The organism is Parafannyhessea sp. LCP19S3_B1, assembly GCF_052121955.1.
Classification (GTDB): Bacteria; Actinomycetota; Coriobacteriia; order Coriobacteriales; family Atopobiaceae; genus Parafannyhessea.
This window is the reverse complement of sequence record NZ_JBQKDH010000014.1, coordinates 1-16,421: the sequence shown is the minus strand read 5'-3', so window position 1 is coordinate 16,421 and position 16,421 is coordinate 1. Positions and strand designations below refer to the sequence as shown.

General features: G+C 57.1%; 13 protein-coding genes and 1 pseudogene. 3 read left to right on the top strand and 11 right to left on the bottom strand.

From position 1 onward, the window contains the following. Positions 1–70 precede the first annotated feature (70 nt). The 5 genes from ACTQWE_RS08635 to ACTQWE_RS08615 all read right to left on the bottom strand — a co-directional run bounded on the left by ACTQWE_RS08635 (position 71) and on the right by ACTQWE_RS08615 (position 6,407). The gene (locus ACTQWE_RS08635; protein ID WP_441856302.1) at positions 71–763 is read right to left on the bottom strand and encodes a hypothetical protein; all 693 of its coding nucleotides are present in this window, start codon (positions 761–763) and stop codon (positions 71–73) included. A gap of 1,135 nt (positions 764–1,898) precedes the next feature. After that, positions 1,899–2,828, bottom strand: coding sequence for a hypothetical protein (locus ACTQWE_RS08630; protein WP_441856304.1), 930 nt, complete (start codon positions 2,826–2,828; stop codon positions 1,899–1,901). Between the two features lie 702 nt (positions 2,829–3,530). Next, positions 3,531–5,234 carry a DUF2326 domain-containing protein gene (locus tag ACTQWE_RS08625; RefSeq protein ID WP_441856305.1) on the bottom strand — a complete coding sequence of 568 codons (1,704 nt, stop codon included), beginning with the start codon at positions 5,232–5,234 and terminating at the stop codon, positions 3,531–3,533. Further along, complete coding sequence (locus ACTQWE_RS08620; protein ID WP_441921600.1) at positions 5,221–5,457, bottom strand: ABC-three component system middle component 6; 237 nt, start codon at positions 5,455–5,457, stop codon at positions 5,221–5,223. Before ACTQWE_RS08620 ends, ACTQWE_RS08625 begins: the two co-directional genes overlap by 14 nt. A gap of 8 nt (positions 5,458–5,465) precedes the next feature. Then, positions 5,466–6,407: an ABC-three component system protein gene (locus ACTQWE_RS08615; protein WP_441856309.1), complete on the bottom strand. Its 942-nt coding sequence runs from the start codon at positions 6,405–6,407 to the stop codon at positions 5,466–5,468. 294 nt (positions 6,408–6,701) lie between these two features. Between ACTQWE_RS08615 and ACTQWE_RS08610 the strand changes: the two are divergent. The 3 genes and pseudogenes from ACTQWE_RS08610 to ACTQWE_RS08600 form a co-directional block, all read left to right on the top strand. Continuing rightward, a pseudogene (locus tag ACTQWE_RS08610) lies at positions 6,702–6,800 on the top strand (helix-turn-helix domain-containing protein); the annotation flags it as partial. A 665-nt stretch (positions 6,801–7,465) separates the two neighbouring features. After that, positions 7,466–8,200: a transposase gene (locus ACTQWE_RS08605; RefSeq protein ID WP_441856311.1), complete on the top strand. Its 735-nt coding sequence runs from the start codon at positions 7,466–7,468 to the stop codon at positions 8,198–8,200. Between the two features lie 435 nt (positions 8,201–8,635). Continuing rightward, the gene (locus ACTQWE_RS08600; RefSeq protein WP_441856312.1) at positions 8,636–11,464 is read left to right on the top strand and encodes a TrlF family AAA-like ATPase; all 2,829 of its coding nucleotides are present in this window, start codon (positions 8,636–8,638) and stop codon (positions 11,462–11,464) included. A gap of 146 nt (positions 11,465–11,610) precedes the next feature. Here the strand turns inward: ACTQWE_RS08600 and ACTQWE_RS08595 are convergent, their stop codons facing one another. From ACTQWE_RS08595 to ACTQWE_RS08570, 6 genes are all read right to left on the bottom strand, one after another. Next, entirely contained in the window at positions 11,611–11,997 is a 387-nt protein-coding gene (locus tag ACTQWE_RS08595; RefSeq protein WP_441856313.1) for a hypothetical protein, read from the bottom strand. Positions 11,998–12,273: 276 nt separating this feature from the next. After that, positions 12,274–12,741, bottom strand: coding sequence for an ATP-binding protein (locus ACTQWE_RS08590; RefSeq protein WP_441856314.1), 468 nt, complete (start codon positions 12,739–12,741; stop codon positions 12,274–12,276). A gap of 78 nt (positions 12,742–12,819) precedes the next feature. Further along, positions 12,820–13,578, bottom strand: coding sequence for an IS21-like element helper ATPase IstB (gene istB / locus ACTQWE_RS08585; RefSeq protein WP_441856315.1), 759 nt, complete (start codon positions 13,576–13,578; stop codon positions 12,820–12,822). Beyond that, entirely contained in the window at positions 13,571–14,716 is a 1,146-nt protein-coding gene (locus tag ACTQWE_RS08580) for a Mu transposase domain-containing protein (RefSeq protein ID WP_441921584.1), read from the bottom strand. Before ACTQWE_RS08580 ends, istB begins: the two co-directional genes overlap by 8 nt. 57 nt (positions 14,717–14,773) lie before the next feature. Next, entirely contained in the window at positions 14,774–15,025 is a 252-nt protein-coding gene (locus tag ACTQWE_RS08575) for a helix-turn-helix domain-containing protein (protein ID WP_441856317.1), read from the bottom strand. A 535-nt stretch (positions 15,026–15,560) separates the two neighbouring features. Next, positions 15,561–16,421, bottom strand: an 861-nt coding sequence (locus ACTQWE_RS08570) for a leucine-rich repeat domain-containing protein (protein ID WP_441921582.1), incomplete at its 5' end; no start/stop codon positions are given.

The following is a 16,421-nucleotide window of genomic DNA, read 5'->3' as shown; positions in this document are numbered from 1 at the left end:
AGGTCGGCCGGAAGCGACACGCCGTCTGGCGCCGTAAAGGTTGCGACGAACGAGAAGCGCAGGTTGTCGCTCAGCGACTTGAGGAGCCCGTCGAGGGTCTTCTTGTCAGAAACCTTCGGGCTGCTCTTGACGGTGGCAACCTCGCCCCGCCCTTGTCGGTGGAGATGGCGAACACGTCGGGGTTCTTCTTGAACACGCTGTCCTTGGAGAAGGTGCTGCCGTAGCTGCTGTTGTAGCCTGTGGCATACTTCACGAGGTAAGAGCCGCCCGTCACAACGAAGTTCTTGCCCGTCTGGCCGGCGCCGTTGTCCGCGTTGCTCTTGGCTGAGGTCTCGACAAGGCAGTTCTCCCCAAAGACGATGGAGCCGCTGGCCTGCGCGCCAAAGAGGGCGCCGCTCTTTCCGGCGTTGTCCTTGAGCACGTACGTGCCGTCGGTAATCGTGGAGCCCTTCTCGGACGTGAGCGCCGTCTTGAAGCCCGTCATCGTGAGCTTCCCCGCGCCGGTGAGGGTGGATCCGCTCTTGAGGACGATGCCGTCGATGCTGTTGCCGCTGCCGCTGATGGTGGCTCCCTCGGAGGCGACGGAGAGCGTCGCGCCAGAGGGGATGCTAGCCGTAGCGGAAAGCGAAAGGCTGCCCTTAACGTAGATCGTGTCGACGGACTTGTTGGCCGCCTGGATCTGCAGCGCCTTGGCAAGCGTCTTAACCGCCTTGCCGTCAAACGAGGAGCCGTCGTTTGCGTCATTTCCGTTGGTGCCGTCCACATACACAGCAACCAGCGATGCGGGGGCGGCACTGGCGTTTGCCGCGGCCGTCTTTTTGGCCTGGGCGGCCGCAGGGGCTGCCGAAGGCTTGTCGCCTTGCGCAGGCGGAGAAGTGCCAGAGTCCTTCCGCGACACAGACTTCGAGGCCGGGACGTCCTGGTCCTTCTCGCCCGCGGAGGCGCTGTCTTGCGAGGAGGCGCCATTGGAGTCGGAGCCTCCCTGTCCCCCCTCTGGTTGAGAGGGGACTCGCCCTGAGAGGCCACAGACTGCGCGGCGCCGTCGTCAGCCAGCGCCCGCACGCCTTCCACGGGAACGCAGGTACCAAACACAAGCACCGCGCTCATGGCAAGGCTTAGCCTCTTTTCGTTCTCATTCGCATTTGAGCTTCCTTTCTGCCCCACGCATGGAAATGCACATGAAATTTGGGAGCAGGCCTACGTGCCCTCCTAATATATAGGCTTCTTTCATGTGGTCCAAGCATACTTTAAAGAGGTCCATTCGCATATTGCTGTAACCGTTTGCAAATAACTAGCGACCGGGATTCCTGCGCCTTTTGCCAGACATTACCATCGCCAAAGCGCCTACTGATAGCTTCAGAGGATCAACCAAGCCGCACGATTCGCACTGGTGCCGTCAAGCTTCTTGCACACTTTCTAACAGGTGTGCGACCCGTCCGGTATAGCTCTACTTATCTAGTGGCAACACGTCCAGGTAGTGCCACGACCCCCATACGCTCTAGCCGACGTACTTGAGCACGGTGGTCACCAGCATGAGCACGCTCCTCCCTGTATTCGCTAACCTAGGAGTCAACTGCGCTCAAATCGTCTTGACAAAACACGGAACAGGATAAGCCTGCATCGACCCGGGCTTGGCAAAATCGTTGAATCCTACGCGGAGAAGGGCACAAGCTGAGCTGTCAATCGACGTGCAGCTCGAGCCGCGCCTCATCGTCGCGCAGACCAAACGACACAGCTTCGAGTTCGTGGACAATATGGAGGCCACGTTGGATATGCAGGGTATCAGGTTTGGGATGATGCCGTTCTCGCACGGCCGTAGGACGTAACGACAACCTCCCGTCCGCATTCCCCACTCCCCACCCACGACCGGCCGTAGCCGTTAGGTCCGCAATTAGACTCTAGCCAATCACCTTTATTTCTTGAAAGTGTGCATCCAAGGTCGAAACGCGCCTCGTCAATTTCGGCTGATACGAATCGCGAGGAATTCCTAGCAAGTCTAGTAACACGGAGCGATACAACAGACTCATTTTCCGCATGTAGTACACGCTATGCATACCATCGAAGTACTTACTGGCAGGCATACTTGCCTTAATGTGCATGACTCGAACTCTGCCGTTAACAAGAGCAGAGAGAAGATCATCATACTCATGGTTCGATTGTTCTCTGCCAAAGATGACATCACCATAGGTGTTGATCAATGCATTCAGGCATTGTTTCAAATTCGTGCCCCTCTCTCCAGGATGCAGAGAGGGATAAATGCCCTTTTCCTTGTTAACTATCTCAACCATTGGCTCAGCCAACTCTACGAGAAAGGCAAGACGCAAATCAACGGGCATCCCGGAATCCGCCAACATATAGAGGTAAACCTGATTTGTAATGTCAAGCTCGTCGAGGAGGCTCACCCACTTTCTCATGAGTCCATCGTTGAGAACATCCTGGTATTCGACGAGTTTGTCATGAATTGTGAAGCGACTGTCCGTCCTGAAGTAGCTCAAGCGCTTTGCGAGCACCTGCACTTTCTCTGCTTTTCCATTGTCACCATCGGGTGACCCCAAAAATGAGATGTCCTCCAGATTGACGAATGCACCATCGAATATCATCAAGAGGCGCTCAAGAATGTAGAGGGGCTTTTGGATACAGTTCCAGTCAACCGCATGTTCCGCCTTGACAGTAATCGTTCTTCTTTTGCAGGGTTGCTCAACAGCAAGCTCATAGTCAATGCCATCGCAGTTCAAATGCACCGAAGCTTGGGATGGCCCTCCGAGCACGGGTCCCTCTTGTAGGTAATCGGCTCGGAGCGAAGTAAACCTATGCGCATGCTCGCTCATTCTTAAGTTCTCTCACAATTCTTTTTGTTTTTGGATACCGCTATAAAGTAAAGCACTCTCTTCGCAGTCCTCTTGATATGTTGCCCCGCGCTTGGTTTCGCAAACTATAGACCGATTCGGGACTTACGCCAACATTTGAGACACGATTCGCTAGGGCATCGTCGGAAATGTTGGAGCAAGAGTGAGTATTGTGCACCCTAAGTAACGCCCATTTCACGTCTTCCACATCACATCTCCTACCCGTAGCATCGGAATCGCCACGCGCTCAAGTGGAGAGGGACCGAGCTCAACGAGGATATGGTCAGAGCTTTGTGATGCAGCTTTGCAATCAAAGCAGGGCATGTCGAGGAGGACGATAGCAAAGCCGCGGCATGTGTCGATGGAATCGGCCTGCGAGGCATTCGGCACCACGGAGGAGCGCAACATTGCATTGGCCGAAGTTCGAGGGGGAGTTTGGACGAGAATGTCCGCAGCTCCTCTATCCCAACAGAGGTGTACGTGAGAGCGTCTACTAGGGCACAGGCTGGAAGTATATCCACAAGGAGGTAACTAGTCGATGTTAACCTTCGGGTCCTTCCCGGCGAGAGGTGCTCGTGCGAGAGTATTGTTGCCACATCAAAGGCGCAAGCATCAGCTTGCTTGGTACATACCTATGCGTTTATTTCGATCATTTATCTACCCTGCCAACACTCAATTGTCAACTCAGCTGAATCTGAAACCGAATAACCCGCCGGCCTCCCCTTTGTCGTTGAGGACTGTGGAGATGGGATAGTCTGCAGGGTCGAAGCCGTTCTTCTCTGCAGCTTCTAGACGATCGGTATTCATAGTCACAATATATTGAAAACCGTATTGCTTTGAAAGCCGCGCACCTATGTTCAGGCATGAAGCAAGTTGTCTGTCATCCATCGAGTCAAATAACTGACTGTCATGGACGAGAATACCTGGAATAGCCCCGTTCTTGAGACCAACGACGGCACATGTAATATCAAATAGAAATATTGATACTTCATTGATTCCCTTTGATGCATCGCCATCAATCTTAGGCGTCACCTTCATGATTCCAGAATCGTTCACTTCTAATAGCAAGCTGCCCGTGCGATCTGCATATATTTCTGAGCAGAGATTGGCATATAGCTGAGTGGCCAGTTTTACCGAATCGCCATTCTCTTTTAGGCCAAGCCGCATTGCATCCTTTGCATCGACCTCCATCTTCTTCAGCGAGGAATCCATATCCTCGAGTCGCTCATAGTCCGCCAGCGTATCCTTCAGACGTTCTATTCTCGCCGCTATCGCTGTACAGTCTTCCTGAGCCTCGGTGAATGCTTCCAATGCCATCGTCGTATCAAGGAGCCTTAATATCCTGCTTCTTTCATTATCCAAGTCTCTGACTTTACGGGAGTTGTCCTCAATAGCTCTTGATACTTTATCAAGCTCGTCCCTGAGAAAAAATCTCCTATTATCTGATACCGATTTATGAAACTCGACAACGTCTTCGAATGGTTTCAATGCCGCATCGGACATAATGACCCCTGCTTCGGCATAGAGGCGCGCTACTCGCATAAGAGTATCTTTAATATCCTGTTTTGCTTCGGTCTCCGCACTCATCGCATTGGCTAAGTCGCGCTTCCGATGTCTTAAGGAAACGTTCTCGTTATTGAGCGAGGCAATTTCAGCGCTGAGCCTATCAGCCGCTTTCTGGTGTTCGGCATAGCTCTCGTCGACTTTGAATTCTGCAAGAGCAGCTCTTTTTTTCTGGAGATCATCCTCGAGCCTGAAAAGTTGGGATTCGTATTCTGCCTTTTCAGACCTCATGTCTCCTAGGATTCCATGTTGGATGGCTTTTGCCAGCGCTTTCTTGTCCTTCTTGAAGTTTGACGCTTGCAGAGGCTTTTGTAGAGTTTCATCCGACAACCCTAGAAGATATGCAACTCTAATCCCCGTTTCGAGATCTGATTCATGCGGATTTATCTTCGCCGGAGAGCTAAAATCCGTTCGCAGAAGCTGAGCGAATATCTGCTGGGCAGTCGGTTTTTCATGGTCCTCATCCCACCCGAGAAGAAGAGTTCCGCTTCTTTGTCTCCATTCTTCGCTGCTGTACGTCCTATCACCAATCACGACGGCGGTACTACCCGCTTCCCTCTCTATGCGTATCTGCCCACATTTCCCCTCCACATCAACCCAGAATGGGGACTCAACGTACTTAGCCAATGACTGAATCCAGCTGTCGCGCTTTCCTCCCAGAAGGTATCTGAGCAAGCGAATAATACTCGTCTTTCCGGCACCGTTTCTGCTATCGGTATCGCTTGACTCTTGTGTTTTCTCGGCAAGCACAAGGTTCATGCCATCATGGAATATTAACGTCTTGAATCTGGCATCATCGGAACCGAGACTTTCAAGAAACGTCATTTCGAACCAGCCTCCCCTCAGGGCTCAACGAGATGGCTCCTACGCAGTAAAGCAAGTCGAGAGCAAGCACAAACCAATCGAATGACACGGAGCCCGTCTGGTTCCTTCTCTTCTTGTATTTCGCCCATATCTCTGAGACTGACATCGAAGTTGATAGAAAATCAAGCACGTCCGCGCCAATGCCAAGAAGACATCTTTCTGGGCTGATTCCCTTTGTTGGCATTATCATTATTAATTCCCCTCAGGCACCCCTTCAAAGATGTCGCAGCTATCGAAAAAGTAGCTAGCTATTGCATAGACTGCGTTCGCTCTACCTCTGTCGAGCCTGTAATCAGACCCCCCAATTGCTATATAAATCCGCTCCATTATCTCGGCAGGGTCATCGGTAACTTGCCTTGCCTTTTCGTACAGGCCATGAAAGACAATCGCCTTATCATCGCGAAGTTCAGGGTTAATCTGTTCCGAAAACCACTTGTCTATTTCTGGAGAGAGGATTCTTCCCTCGTTGAGCTCAATACGCGTTGTCTCAGGAATATTGTTGAAATCCATTTTGCGAATGGACACGGGCCTGATTTCCATATTTTGCTGCCGTACTTCTTTATCGGTGGGCATCCGAATAGAGTCAATCAGCTCTACTAAGTCCGCCAGTTCAACGTTTTGCGCATGGGGAACACCTGGGAACAAGGCGTTGAGTTGAGCAGTAGTGAGTCGTGACACGAAGCGATCCCAGAACATGCCCTCCGTTTTAATGACAAAGATATTAAGAGGCCTATCGCTGGCGAGGCTATATTTCCGCCGGAGCTCAGTCACCAACTTTGCCGAGGAAGGCCCTATTTGTGCATTGGTGATGAAGACCCATTCTGAAAAATCAGGCCACTGTTCTATAGCTCGCTGGAAATCGTGACATATCTTGTTTTTGGTCTTTTCGTCTTGATTAGATTGGGCCCTTTGTCCGTAGCATGCAAACAGGATTCTTCCATTGTCAGCAAGACCGTCACAGCCACCATCACCCAGCTGCCCCATCGGGTCGGGGTCGATGAAATCCCGATACCGGAACTCCAACACACTTGTTACATAGTGCTCGAATTCTTCGCCCGAGCGGCGCTCATAAGCATCTCTGTGATTCAGTCGATACCATTGCTTCCAATCGGAGTCGGGGAGCGTCAAACACATGATGTGCCCCCTCTCAATCCAAGCAACGATTGAACGCCTGTATTGTAACAGTCTACGCTCTGGGATATCTCTCCTGGATGCGAGCGGAGAATATACGCCTCCTGTTCCTTGAATTCAGACTTCACCCGAACGCTTCTCAAAGTCATCCCGAACTAGTACGGCTGTGTTGTGGACAGCAGTGACATCGGGGGGCAATGACGCTGCTTTGAGACATCGCCGAAAAGGGATGACCAAAGTTGGCAAAGAGGCCAAGCAGGCAGAGGGGGGAAGCGGGAGAGGACGTACTCGCGCCTCGCCAAGGCTGACAGGAGGTCCATCGAGGAGGGCCTCGACCGCAACCTGCCAATCAGGAAGATCGCTGACGAAGTCGGCAGGTCCGCCTCGTGCGTTTAGTCAAGCCTGGTTTTCGGTTTGGGGGTGGTACCGGAAATCCGTACCAAACGATGAGGCTTGGAGGATTGCGCGTACACCCTTGAACAGAGGAAATTGAACAGAGGAAAAGAGCGGTCGAGCCCTGCATCAAGCACGGCCTCAAGGCGACGGCGACCATACGGGAGCTCGGATATCCATCCCGCGTCCAGCTCGCAGCCTGGCACAGGGAATGGCTCGAGACCGGGGGCTCGCTCCACGAGAGGAGCAGGGCCTCCGAGGCGCACTCGGCGGAGCAGAGGCGGGCCGCCGTCGACCACTACCTGGAGCACGGCCGCCGCAACGCCCACGCGGGGCGCGGGCTGGGGTACCCCAAGAGCTGCCAGAAGCTTGCCGACTGGATCGAAGGGCTGGCGCCCGGCGAGCGCAGGACGACCGAGCCCGGGACCTTCGCCCTCGAGCAGAGGCGGCGCGCCGCGGCGGCGCTCGTCGGGCGGGCCGGGAGCGCGCGGGAGATCGCGGACGAGGCCGGCTCGTCCCGGCGTACCCTCTGCAAGTGGAAGAGGGAGCTGCTCGGAGAGGGCCCGACATGACCGAGGCGAAGGGCGGCGCCCCCGCGCAAGGCGCGGGCGACGGGGGCGGGAAGGCTGTCCGGGCGACGCAGGCCGACATAGACGCCCTCGAGGGAGATGGTCTGCGCCGTCTTCGACGCCAACGACGGCACCTACGGGAGGCGCCGCACCCGCGACGAGCCCGAGGCGCAGGGCCACTTCGTCGGCGAGCGCAGGATGAGGCGGATAGTGGCCGAGGAGGGGCCGGGGGCGCGCGGGAGGGCGAAGCCGAAGAGGGGCCACGGCTCCTACGAGGGGGAGGTCTCGGAGCATCCCGGCAACAAGGCCGGGCAGGGCTTCGAGGCGGGGCTTCCCAACTTCCCGTGGCCCGCCGGCGTGACGCAGTTCTCGATACCCGCGGGGAGGCCCTGCCTCTCGCCGGTGCCCGGCTGCTTCGACGGCGCCATCGCGGGCCGGACGACCTCGACGTCGCCGGACGCCGAGATGGCCAACTCCATGCCCGGGGCCGCGCTCGACACGACCGCGGACCGCGAGCGCCGCCGCCTCGTGGTCCACTCTGACCGCGGCTGCCGCTGCCGCCGGCCCGGGTGGGTAGGCATCTGCGGGGAGGCCGGCATGGCCCGGTCGGTGTCGCGAAGGGGCTGCTTGCCGGACAACTCCAGGATGGAGGCCTTCTTCGGCACCATGAGGACCGAGATGTTCCGCGGCAGGGACTGGGCGGGCGCGGCGCTCGACGAGCTCGGGAGGAGGATCGACGCCTACATGGAGCGCCACAACGCGACCGGGATCAAACGGTCGCTCGGCTCGATGAGCCCGCTACAATACCGACGGAGCCTGGGGCTGGCGGCCTAGGCGAGGAGGTACGGAAAAGCGGTACCACCCCCAACCCGTAAGTCAGAGGCAATCAAACACATGCGGCATAAGTCAGGCAATCGGCTCCCGACGCATTAGCCAGAATCGGCCTACATGCCACCTGTTTGTTATAGTCTTCAGATGCCGCAACGCGAGAGACTCCAGGCAAGATGATGCGAACGGGGCCATAGAGATGAGCACAAGCTTGCAGACCAGGTGTTGATAGCCTATGTGCCCGAACATTCACCCGTCTTATCGGAGCGTTTTGATACCCGCCCACGGGTTATCTGCACCAGATTTCCCGCCACTACAGCTGACAGCGTATATTGTCTCAATATAAGAAGACGCGTAAGAAACCTCGGAATTGACCAAGAAAAGACCTCAAAAGCAAGTTGTTGTTACTGAACAATCAGACGGAGATGGGTTGGGCGAGATATGAACAGCACGACAGGTTCCGAATGGCGTAAGTGGGACTTTCACGTCCACACCCCCTACTCCATCCTTAACAACCAATTTGGATTAGACGCAAGTAGCCAGGAGGACTTCGATAAATATGTCGTAGAACTTTTCTCGAGGGCTATCGAGAAAGAGGTTTGGGCGATAGGCGTAACTGACTATTTCTCGATAGACGGATACAAACGTCTGAAGAACGAGTACCTTGAATGCCCAGAAAAACTAGAAGGGTTGTTTCCCGACCAGAATACGCGTGAGCGCATTAATGATATGTTCATATTTCCGAACATAGAGTTCAGACTGGGTGAGTTCATCTCAAAAGGAAGTACCTCTAACTCAATCGACTACCATGTCATCTTTTCAGACAGCGTCCCTCCCACATCGATTGAGGAAAATTTCATTCATCGGCTAACCTGTCACACGGATTCGGGCTATTCACGAACCCTTACGCATATGAACATCGAAGAAATCGGCCGTCAGGTGAAAGAACAGAATGGGAAATCTGGAAGTGATTACCTGGTTGGTCTCGAACATGTATCAGTCAGCGCAGATGAAGTGGAGAAGTTGCTCGAAGAGTGCAAGGATTTCGATGACCAGTTCATCATTACTGTCCCCGTGGATGAGGATCTCTCAAGCGTTAGTTGGGCTGGCAGAGACTATCTGCAAAAGAAAGTCATCTACCAACAATGCCATTGCTACTTAAGCTCTAATCAGAAAACTAGAGAGTGGGCCCTTGCAGAGGGCAACGAAGAGCGACGAATAGTCGAATTTGGCTCGATAAAGCCATGTATATGGGGCTCCGATGCTCACTCCTTCGATAGGATGTTCGAGCCCGATGAGCACCGCTACTGTTGGGTTAAAGCCGACCCTACATTCGACGGGCTTCTTCAGATACTTTGCGAGCCGAAAGACAGAGTCGCAATACAGGAGGAAAGACCTGAGCCCCATGACCCGCACCGGTCCATTAAGTCTATACGCTTTTCCGACAATCGCTTTCCAGACAGACCTATACCTTTCAGCGAGAGCCTCACATGCATCATCGGAGGTAAATCGACAGGCAAGTCGCTACTGCTCCGACAACTTGCAAGGGCTATTGATCCCGAACAAGCAGAAGAGCGTGAGAAGCGATCATCGCTGGCGGATCTTGAATTGTCGGGATCTCCAGAGGTCATCTGGCGTGACGGGACAGCGGAACAACGGAAGATTATCTACCTACCGCAGACTTTTCTGAACCGGACGGTCGATGACCCTCAGTCTGACGAGGGAACCAGCGGCATCATCCGTGACGTACTCCTCCAAAACGATGCAATGAAGGCAGCACACGAAGAGTATGAGCGCGCATGTGATGGAATAGAGCGAAAGCTCCGTAATGATATCGATGACTATCTTGCGGCTGAAGAGTGCCTCAAGCAAGCAGAGCAAAAACTGAGAGAGACTGGTTCGTCGGAACTTTTCAGAGAGACGGAACGGAGACTGCAAAATGAGTACGTACAGCTCCTCGGACCGGAGAATGCATCGATAGAAGAGGTGAAGACCTACGAGAGCCTCGGCAGGCAGAAGACCGAGCTGGAAGAGACATGCAACACCATCTGCGATGATATCAATATTTTGCAAGCCCTCATGGCTCCCCAGATAGTGGAACCCTCATACAACGGAATCCCCTACCTAGATGCACTCTCAGACGACGCAGCAGAAGAGTTCAGGAAAGAAGTTGGAGCTATTAATGACCTGGTAGCGAAGCGGTGGAGTATCGCCATCAACAAAGTTACCGAGAGCCGCGCTCTTGCAAAGGCGAGTTTAGCGGAGAAGATCACGAAGATTGATGAACAGATTGCCGAACTAAAGCCCAAGATGGAGCACACCGGCAAGCTGACGGCTGCCATGAACCAGCTCAATAAAGAGCGCCAGAGCCTTATCGCCGCCACAAAGCTAGAAGACGAAATCAATGGCCTACGAGAACGCCAAGCATCCAAACGCTCTGCAATCATTTCCTCCAGAAGCGAATTTTTGAAAGCAAGCGAAGACTATTGCGCAAAGGTTGCATGTGCCGCTAGGGGATTCGAATCAAATCTGGAATTCTCAGCAACTCCCATATGGCGACGAATCGATTTCTCACAGTCGATATCCTCTCTACTTGATGCCCGAAAGTTTTCCGGGTTCAGGCGCGAGACAGAATATGACCTCACTGAGTTGAAGGACGAAGATTACTCCGATGACTTCCTGAACAGTCTTTGGGATGCCATTCTCGGCAAACAGGAAAATGGCAACCTTCAGCTGAGGGGAGGCGCCCGAGAGGGTGACTTCTTACACGAGGTGTTTGACAACTGGTATAACGTTCATTACATCGTCACAAGCGATGGCGATCGACTTGACAGGATGTCACCCGGCAAGAAGGGGCTCGTACTCCTAGAGCTAATCATAGAACTCGAGCAGGGCGATTGCCCGATTTTAATTGACCAGCCCGAGGATGATCTTGATAACCAGTCTATTTATTCCGATCTCAGGAAGTTCATAAAGGACAGCAAGAAGCGTCGGCAGATTATCATCGTCACACACAATGCGAACATAGCACTCGGCGCAGACGCGGAAGAAATTATCGTAGCCAACCAACATGGCGTCGGCCGCGAAAACACCTGTCAGAGGCAGTTCGACTATCGCAGTGGAGCCATCGAAAACACCGTGCAGCCAAAGGACAGGGATGATGTCTCCTTCCTCGATAGCTGCAGTATACAAGAGCACGTATGCCAGATTCTCGAAGGAGGTCGCGAGGCACTGGAGCAGCGACGCAAAAAGTACTCCATGGAGTTCTAACAATTGATTGACTTGCTCTCCCAGTGTGCCCGTCAAAAAGTTAGCTATCATCAGGTTCAAGCTCGTCTTGCGGACCACACCTCTCCGTTAGGCGCGCCTCTTCTTTACAGTCCGGTGCACCAACCCCAAATGGTGCAGCGGACATTTCACCTAACCCCAATTTTTGCCAAGAAGCTCTCTCCATTCTGCGGCTTCCCAGCATCAAAGTACTCACAGGCGGTCGCGCCTACATCGGAGAGCGTTTTCCGGGTTCCAATGCTCCCGACCGGAGCCCCATTATGAGCAATAAGTAGGGGCACACGCTCACGTGTGTGGTGAGGATGGCCAATCGTAGGATCATTTCCGTGATCAGCCATTACCACGAGCACATCCTCGGGACGTAGGGAGTTGGCAATCTTTTCAATGCCTCCGTCGGCGACACGAAGTATTTCCGGGTAGCGTCGAGAAAGTTGGTGTAAGCCCGAGGGCAGGAGCCGCGCCTGTCCCGGCCGAGCGAGCGGGTCGCCTGTGGGACCCGAAATCTTTCCCCGCATCCCATGCCGCCTTCATCCCGTCCGCAAGCGCGGGGCCCGCCTTGATTGCCTGCTCCGCCACGAGTCGGAGTCCCCTCTCCGCGCTCCTCGGTCGGCGGCTCGGGCTTGGGTCCGTCCCCGTAGAGCCCGGCCGTCCTCCTCTCCGAGAAGCAGTGCGACCCCGACCACTCCTCGTCTGTGTTTAGTCAAGCCTGACTTTCGGTTTTGAGCATGGATCTCTTTCGGGTTCGCGCACGAAAGTATTTCGGGTTTCGTCACGGGCCCGCCGGCTCCTCCCTAGCTTCCCGACTTCCCGAGCATAAGGCTCTCCTCCAGCCCGTGGCTCGGCCCACCGAACTCCACGAGCCCGCTCTGGTGCACGACGCGGCCGGCGATCGCCGCCGCGAGCTTGCCATCCGCGAAGACGGTGCCCCACCTGCCGGACTCGACGTTGGTGGTGAATGTGACGCTCCTCCTCTCGTAGCTCTCGGAGATCACCTGGCAGGGCAGCCTCGCCCCGTCCACGTCGAAGGGCACGTAGCCGAACTCGTCCAGGACCAGCAGCCTCGCCTTGGCAACGTCGGCGAGCAGCCTGTCGAGCGTGCCCTCCCTCTTGGCCTTGCCCAGCCGCGGCACCAGCTGGGCCGTCTGCCAGAACCCCGCGGGGTAGCCCGCGGACGTCGCGGCGATTCCGAGCGCGGTGGCCATGTGGGTCTTCCCGCGCCCCGTCTGGCCGTAGAACACGAGGTCCTCGGCGTCGCGCACGAACTGCATTCAGTCAAGTAAAAGTCGACAGTTTGCTCTGTCGATTTCCCACACTTCGCTCGGGGCATGCCCGCACCCCTAGCTTCCGTTACCAGAGAGCATGAGCGCCTGGTCCATGCGGTGGCTCGTCCCGTCGGACTCGACCAGCCTGCTGTGGTGCACCACGCGGTCGATCATCGCCGCGGCGAGCTTGTCGTCGCCGAGGACCGTGCCCCACTTCCCGAACTCGATGTTGGTCGTGATGACGAGGCTTCTCCTCTCGTAGCAGTCCGACACCACCTGGAAGAGCAGCCTCGCCCCGGCGACGTCAATCGGGACGTAGCCGAACTCGTCCAGGATCACGAGGTCGGCGTTGGTGGCGTCCCCCGGCGCGCCGTCGAGCTTGCCGTCCGCTCGGGCGCGCTCCAGCTGCATAACCAGGCGCGCCGTCGAGTGGAACCGTACCGGGCGACCCATCGAGACGGCCCGTACGCCCATCGCCGTCGCGAGGTGGGTCTTGCCCCTCCCGGTCCTGCCGTGGAACACGAAGCCCTCGGCGGTGTCCAGGAAGGAGAGCGACTCGAGGTCGGCCGGCCCGTAGCCGTCGGGGAAGGCCACCTGCGAGTAGTCGTAGCCCTCGAACGACTTGACCTGCGGGAACCTGGCCCTGCGCATGAGGCGCTCCCTCCTGTGCACGTCGCGGCTCTCCAGCTCTGCGGACAGGAGCCTGTTGGCCGCGCGGACCTCGGCCGCCGTCGCCCCGTCCAGGAAGCCCCTCACGACGTCGCCAGATATGAAGAGCCTCCTCGCGTTCGCCGCCAGCCCCCCGTCGAGCGACGACCTCGCCGGCCTACCCATCGGCGACCACCCCCGCCAGACGGTCGTACTCGGCGAGGTCGACGGCCTCGTCGTAGGAGACCTCGCCCGTCTCGGCGCGGGAGACGGCCAGGGCGACCGCGGAGGGGCCTGTCCTGCCCGACGCCCTCAGGGAGACCGACGCGGCGCGCGCGGTCGCGTCCCACCCCGACAGCGCGCGCTGGTCGCGCATGCACCCCGCGGCCTCCCCGAGCCCCATCCGGTCGAGGGCGTCGATGTGCTCCCGGAGGTCGTCGGGCAACGCGGCCCCGGCCCCGCTCTCCCGCCAGGCGCCGAGCCTGTTGGCGAGCAGCGGCAGCTGGGACGCGGGGTCCGTGGTGTCGGTGGGCGCGTCGCCGTAGGCGCGCGCGTGCTCGGCGACGACGGCGCCGTCGCCGTCCATCACCGCGACCCTCGTCGCCCAGAGCCCGACGACCACCTCCCGCCCGGCGCACTCCGGCGACGTCGAGTACCAGTGCCTGCCGTCGACGCGTACCTTGCCCTTCTTGTCGGCGCGCGCCCTCCTGTACTCGACGCACGCGAACGGGCGAGCCGGGAGCGCCAGCATCGCCGCGAGGTCGTCCTCGAACAGCCCGGGCTCGGGCCGCCCCCTCCCGTGGTGCTCCTTGCGCGACATGTCGCGCGACCTCCCCGGCAGCCTCTCGTCGCGCCCGTCGACGTCCCACACCCGCGGGACCGGGACGAAGAGGTTCCTCCTCTGCGTCCCGACCTCGTTCCCCACGGAGCCCCTCCCGTGGCCGGAGCAGGGCTCGCGGAACCGGTGCTCGAACCCATAGTGGGCGCCGCGGGCCTCGAAGAGCCTGGTGGTGCGGACCCCGTCGCACACGCGCCGGCCGACCCCGGTCGCGTTGTCGAAGACGACCCTGGTGGGGACGCCGTCGACGAACTCGAAGACGTTCCCGGGGCCCTGGCACACGCACTCCGCGTTCTCGCCGGGGAACACCTGCGCGAGCCCGACGTTGGAGTAGGGGAAGCTCGCGACGAAGAAGGGCATCTCGCGCCTCGTGCCCCCCGCGACGAACGCCGCGTGGCCGAAGTCAACCTGCGCGACCCCCGCGGGCCAGTCGAGGTCGAGGAAGCAGCCCGGGCCGCCCCCGAGGCGAAGCCTCGCCTCCCTCACGTAGCGCCTGACGGTCTGCTCGGAGACGTCGGCGCCGCACTCGTTGACGAGCCGGCGCTAGACCCGGTGCGCCGTGTGCCTCTGCTTCCTGTTCTCCCTGAAGTCGTCTGTGAGCCACTGGTCCACGAGCGGCGCCCACCTGTCCATCTTCGAGGGCCTCCTCTTCCTCGCCTTGGGTGGCTCCGGTGAGAGGTCCTCCATCCTCGCGTACTTGTAGACCGTGTCGCGCGACACGCCCAGCTCGCGGGCGATGGCCGCCACGGGCTCGCCTCTGCGGTACTTCCTTCGCATGGAATCGACTCTGTCCATGCCGGTCATTCCTCCCGGGCCTCCCCTGTCGCAACCGATGCACAACAAAGTCTGCCCCTTGCGGGGTGGTCAGCATGCCCATGAGCGAAGTGTCGAAAACCTGCTGAGCGTTCCGTCGACTCCTACGTTAGCGAATACACATACAGGCAAAGCCTAGCCCTTGCGGCCTAGCGAGAACGGTACGAAAAAGCGGTACCCCCTCTGCAGGGGCAGGTCCGACCCCGTCGCCCAGTCGGAGGAGCGCCGGCGGGAGCCTCTCCTCATCGTTCGACAGGCCATCAGGGCGATCCTGGAGCCTGCGAACACGATGGAGGCGACATAGGATAGACAAGGATTTCAGATTCCGAGGCCTCTCGCCGAGTTTCTGCCCGGGACCGCTACACCAACTTTCTCGACACTGCCAAAGTGCGCAAGAATCTTGCCGGTACCGAAGCCGAACAAAAGATGTTGCAGCACTGCACGAGCGTCTGCGCATACGAATGGCGACTCCAGAAGGAGTCGCCATGAAACGAGCAACTATGCGTCGAGAAATACGCTACAAGAGCTTATGTTCATCAGCATACTGTGAGGCATAGCTACCTCTTTCAGCTTCGACCTTCACCAATGGGCTACCCGCAAAAGCATCCACAGGTGCCTGCCCAGCAGTAGGCTGCTTGGACTCCTGCTCGACAAGTACTTCTCCGATAGAAGTAACGGATTCAGGAAGCCCAACAATCTCAAGATTCTCACATCTTTCGAAAGCACCTTGTCCAATCTTTGCGACCTTATTTGGAAGTTCGATTTCTCTTAGATTCTTACATCCACTGAATGCAAAGTCGTGAATTTCCGTAAGCTCGCTTCCGTCATCAAACGTGACGGCCTTCGCCTTATCAAGGCCAGCAAAGGCATACGCGCCAACCGTTTCCACCTTCGGGCCAATGTGGATGGAAACGATGCTCTTAGACAGTTCCGCCCAAGGCGCAGGTCTATCGTCAGAATAGTCTTCCATCTTACCGTGTCCATCAATGATTAAAGTCCCACTCTCATCGAGAGACCAAGTAACAGCTTCCCCACATCTGCCTTGCTTGGGAGCTACTTCCTGTTCGCTTCCTTGCTTATTCTCAGCACCAGCCGTCTCTTCAGATGCCTTTCCTCCTTTGTCGGTAGCATTTGAATCCGACGGGTTGTGTCCTTCCGCGGTTACATCCGTACGACTAGACTTTGCCACTAGCTTCTCGGATACCTTGTTCTGATCATCCACGCTTGTGGCACTTGACGAGCCTGATGACACAGTAATTGTTTCTTCCGGCTCGCGCACGGTGTACTTGACGCCGTGGCCCTTCGCCCAGTCCGCGGCGTAGCTGCCGCGGGCCACGGAGAGCGTCACGCCGTCGCTGTGGGCGAAGGCGTGGTTGGA

What these genes read in the sequence shown, in the direction of transcription:
- ACTQWE_RS08630 (WP_441856304.1), bottom strand. Translation starts at nt 2,828, where the DNA reads ATGAGCGAGCATGCGCATAGGTTTACTTCGCTCCGAGCCGATTACCTA.
- ACTQWE_RS08625 (WP_441856305.1), bottom strand. Translation starts at nt 5,234, where the DNA reads ATGACGTTTCTTGAAAGTCTCGGTTCCGATGATGCCAGATTCAAGACG.
- ACTQWE_RS08620 (WP_441921600.1), bottom strand. Translation starts at nt 5,457, where the DNA reads ATGCCAACAAAGGGAATCAGCCCAGAAAGATGTCTTCTTGGCATTGGC.
- ACTQWE_RS08615 (WP_441856309.1), bottom strand. Translation starts at nt 6,407, where the DNA reads ATGTGTTTGACGCTCCCCGACTCCGATTGGAAGCAATGGTATCGACTG.
- ACTQWE_RS08605 (WP_441856311.1), top strand. Translation starts at nt 7,466, where the DNA reads ATGGTCTGCGCCGTCTTCGACGCCAACGACGGCACCTACGGGAGGCGC.
- ACTQWE_RS08600 (WP_441856312.1), top strand. Translation starts at nt 8,636, where the DNA reads ATGAACAGCACGACAGGTTCCGAATGGCGTAAGTGGGACTTTCACGTC.
- ACTQWE_RS08595 (WP_441856313.1), bottom strand. Translation starts at nt 11,997, where the DNA reads ATGCGGGGAAAGATTTCGGGTCCCACAGGCGACCCGCTCGCTCGGCCG.
- istB (WP_441856315.1), bottom strand. Translation starts at nt 13,578, where the DNA reads ATGGGTAGGCCGGCGAGGTCGTCGCTCGACGGGGGGCTGGCGGCGAAC.
- ACTQWE_RS08575 (WP_441856317.1), bottom strand. Translation starts at nt 15,025, where the DNA reads ATGGACAGAGTCGATTCCATGCGAAGGAAGTACCGCAGAGGCGAGCCC.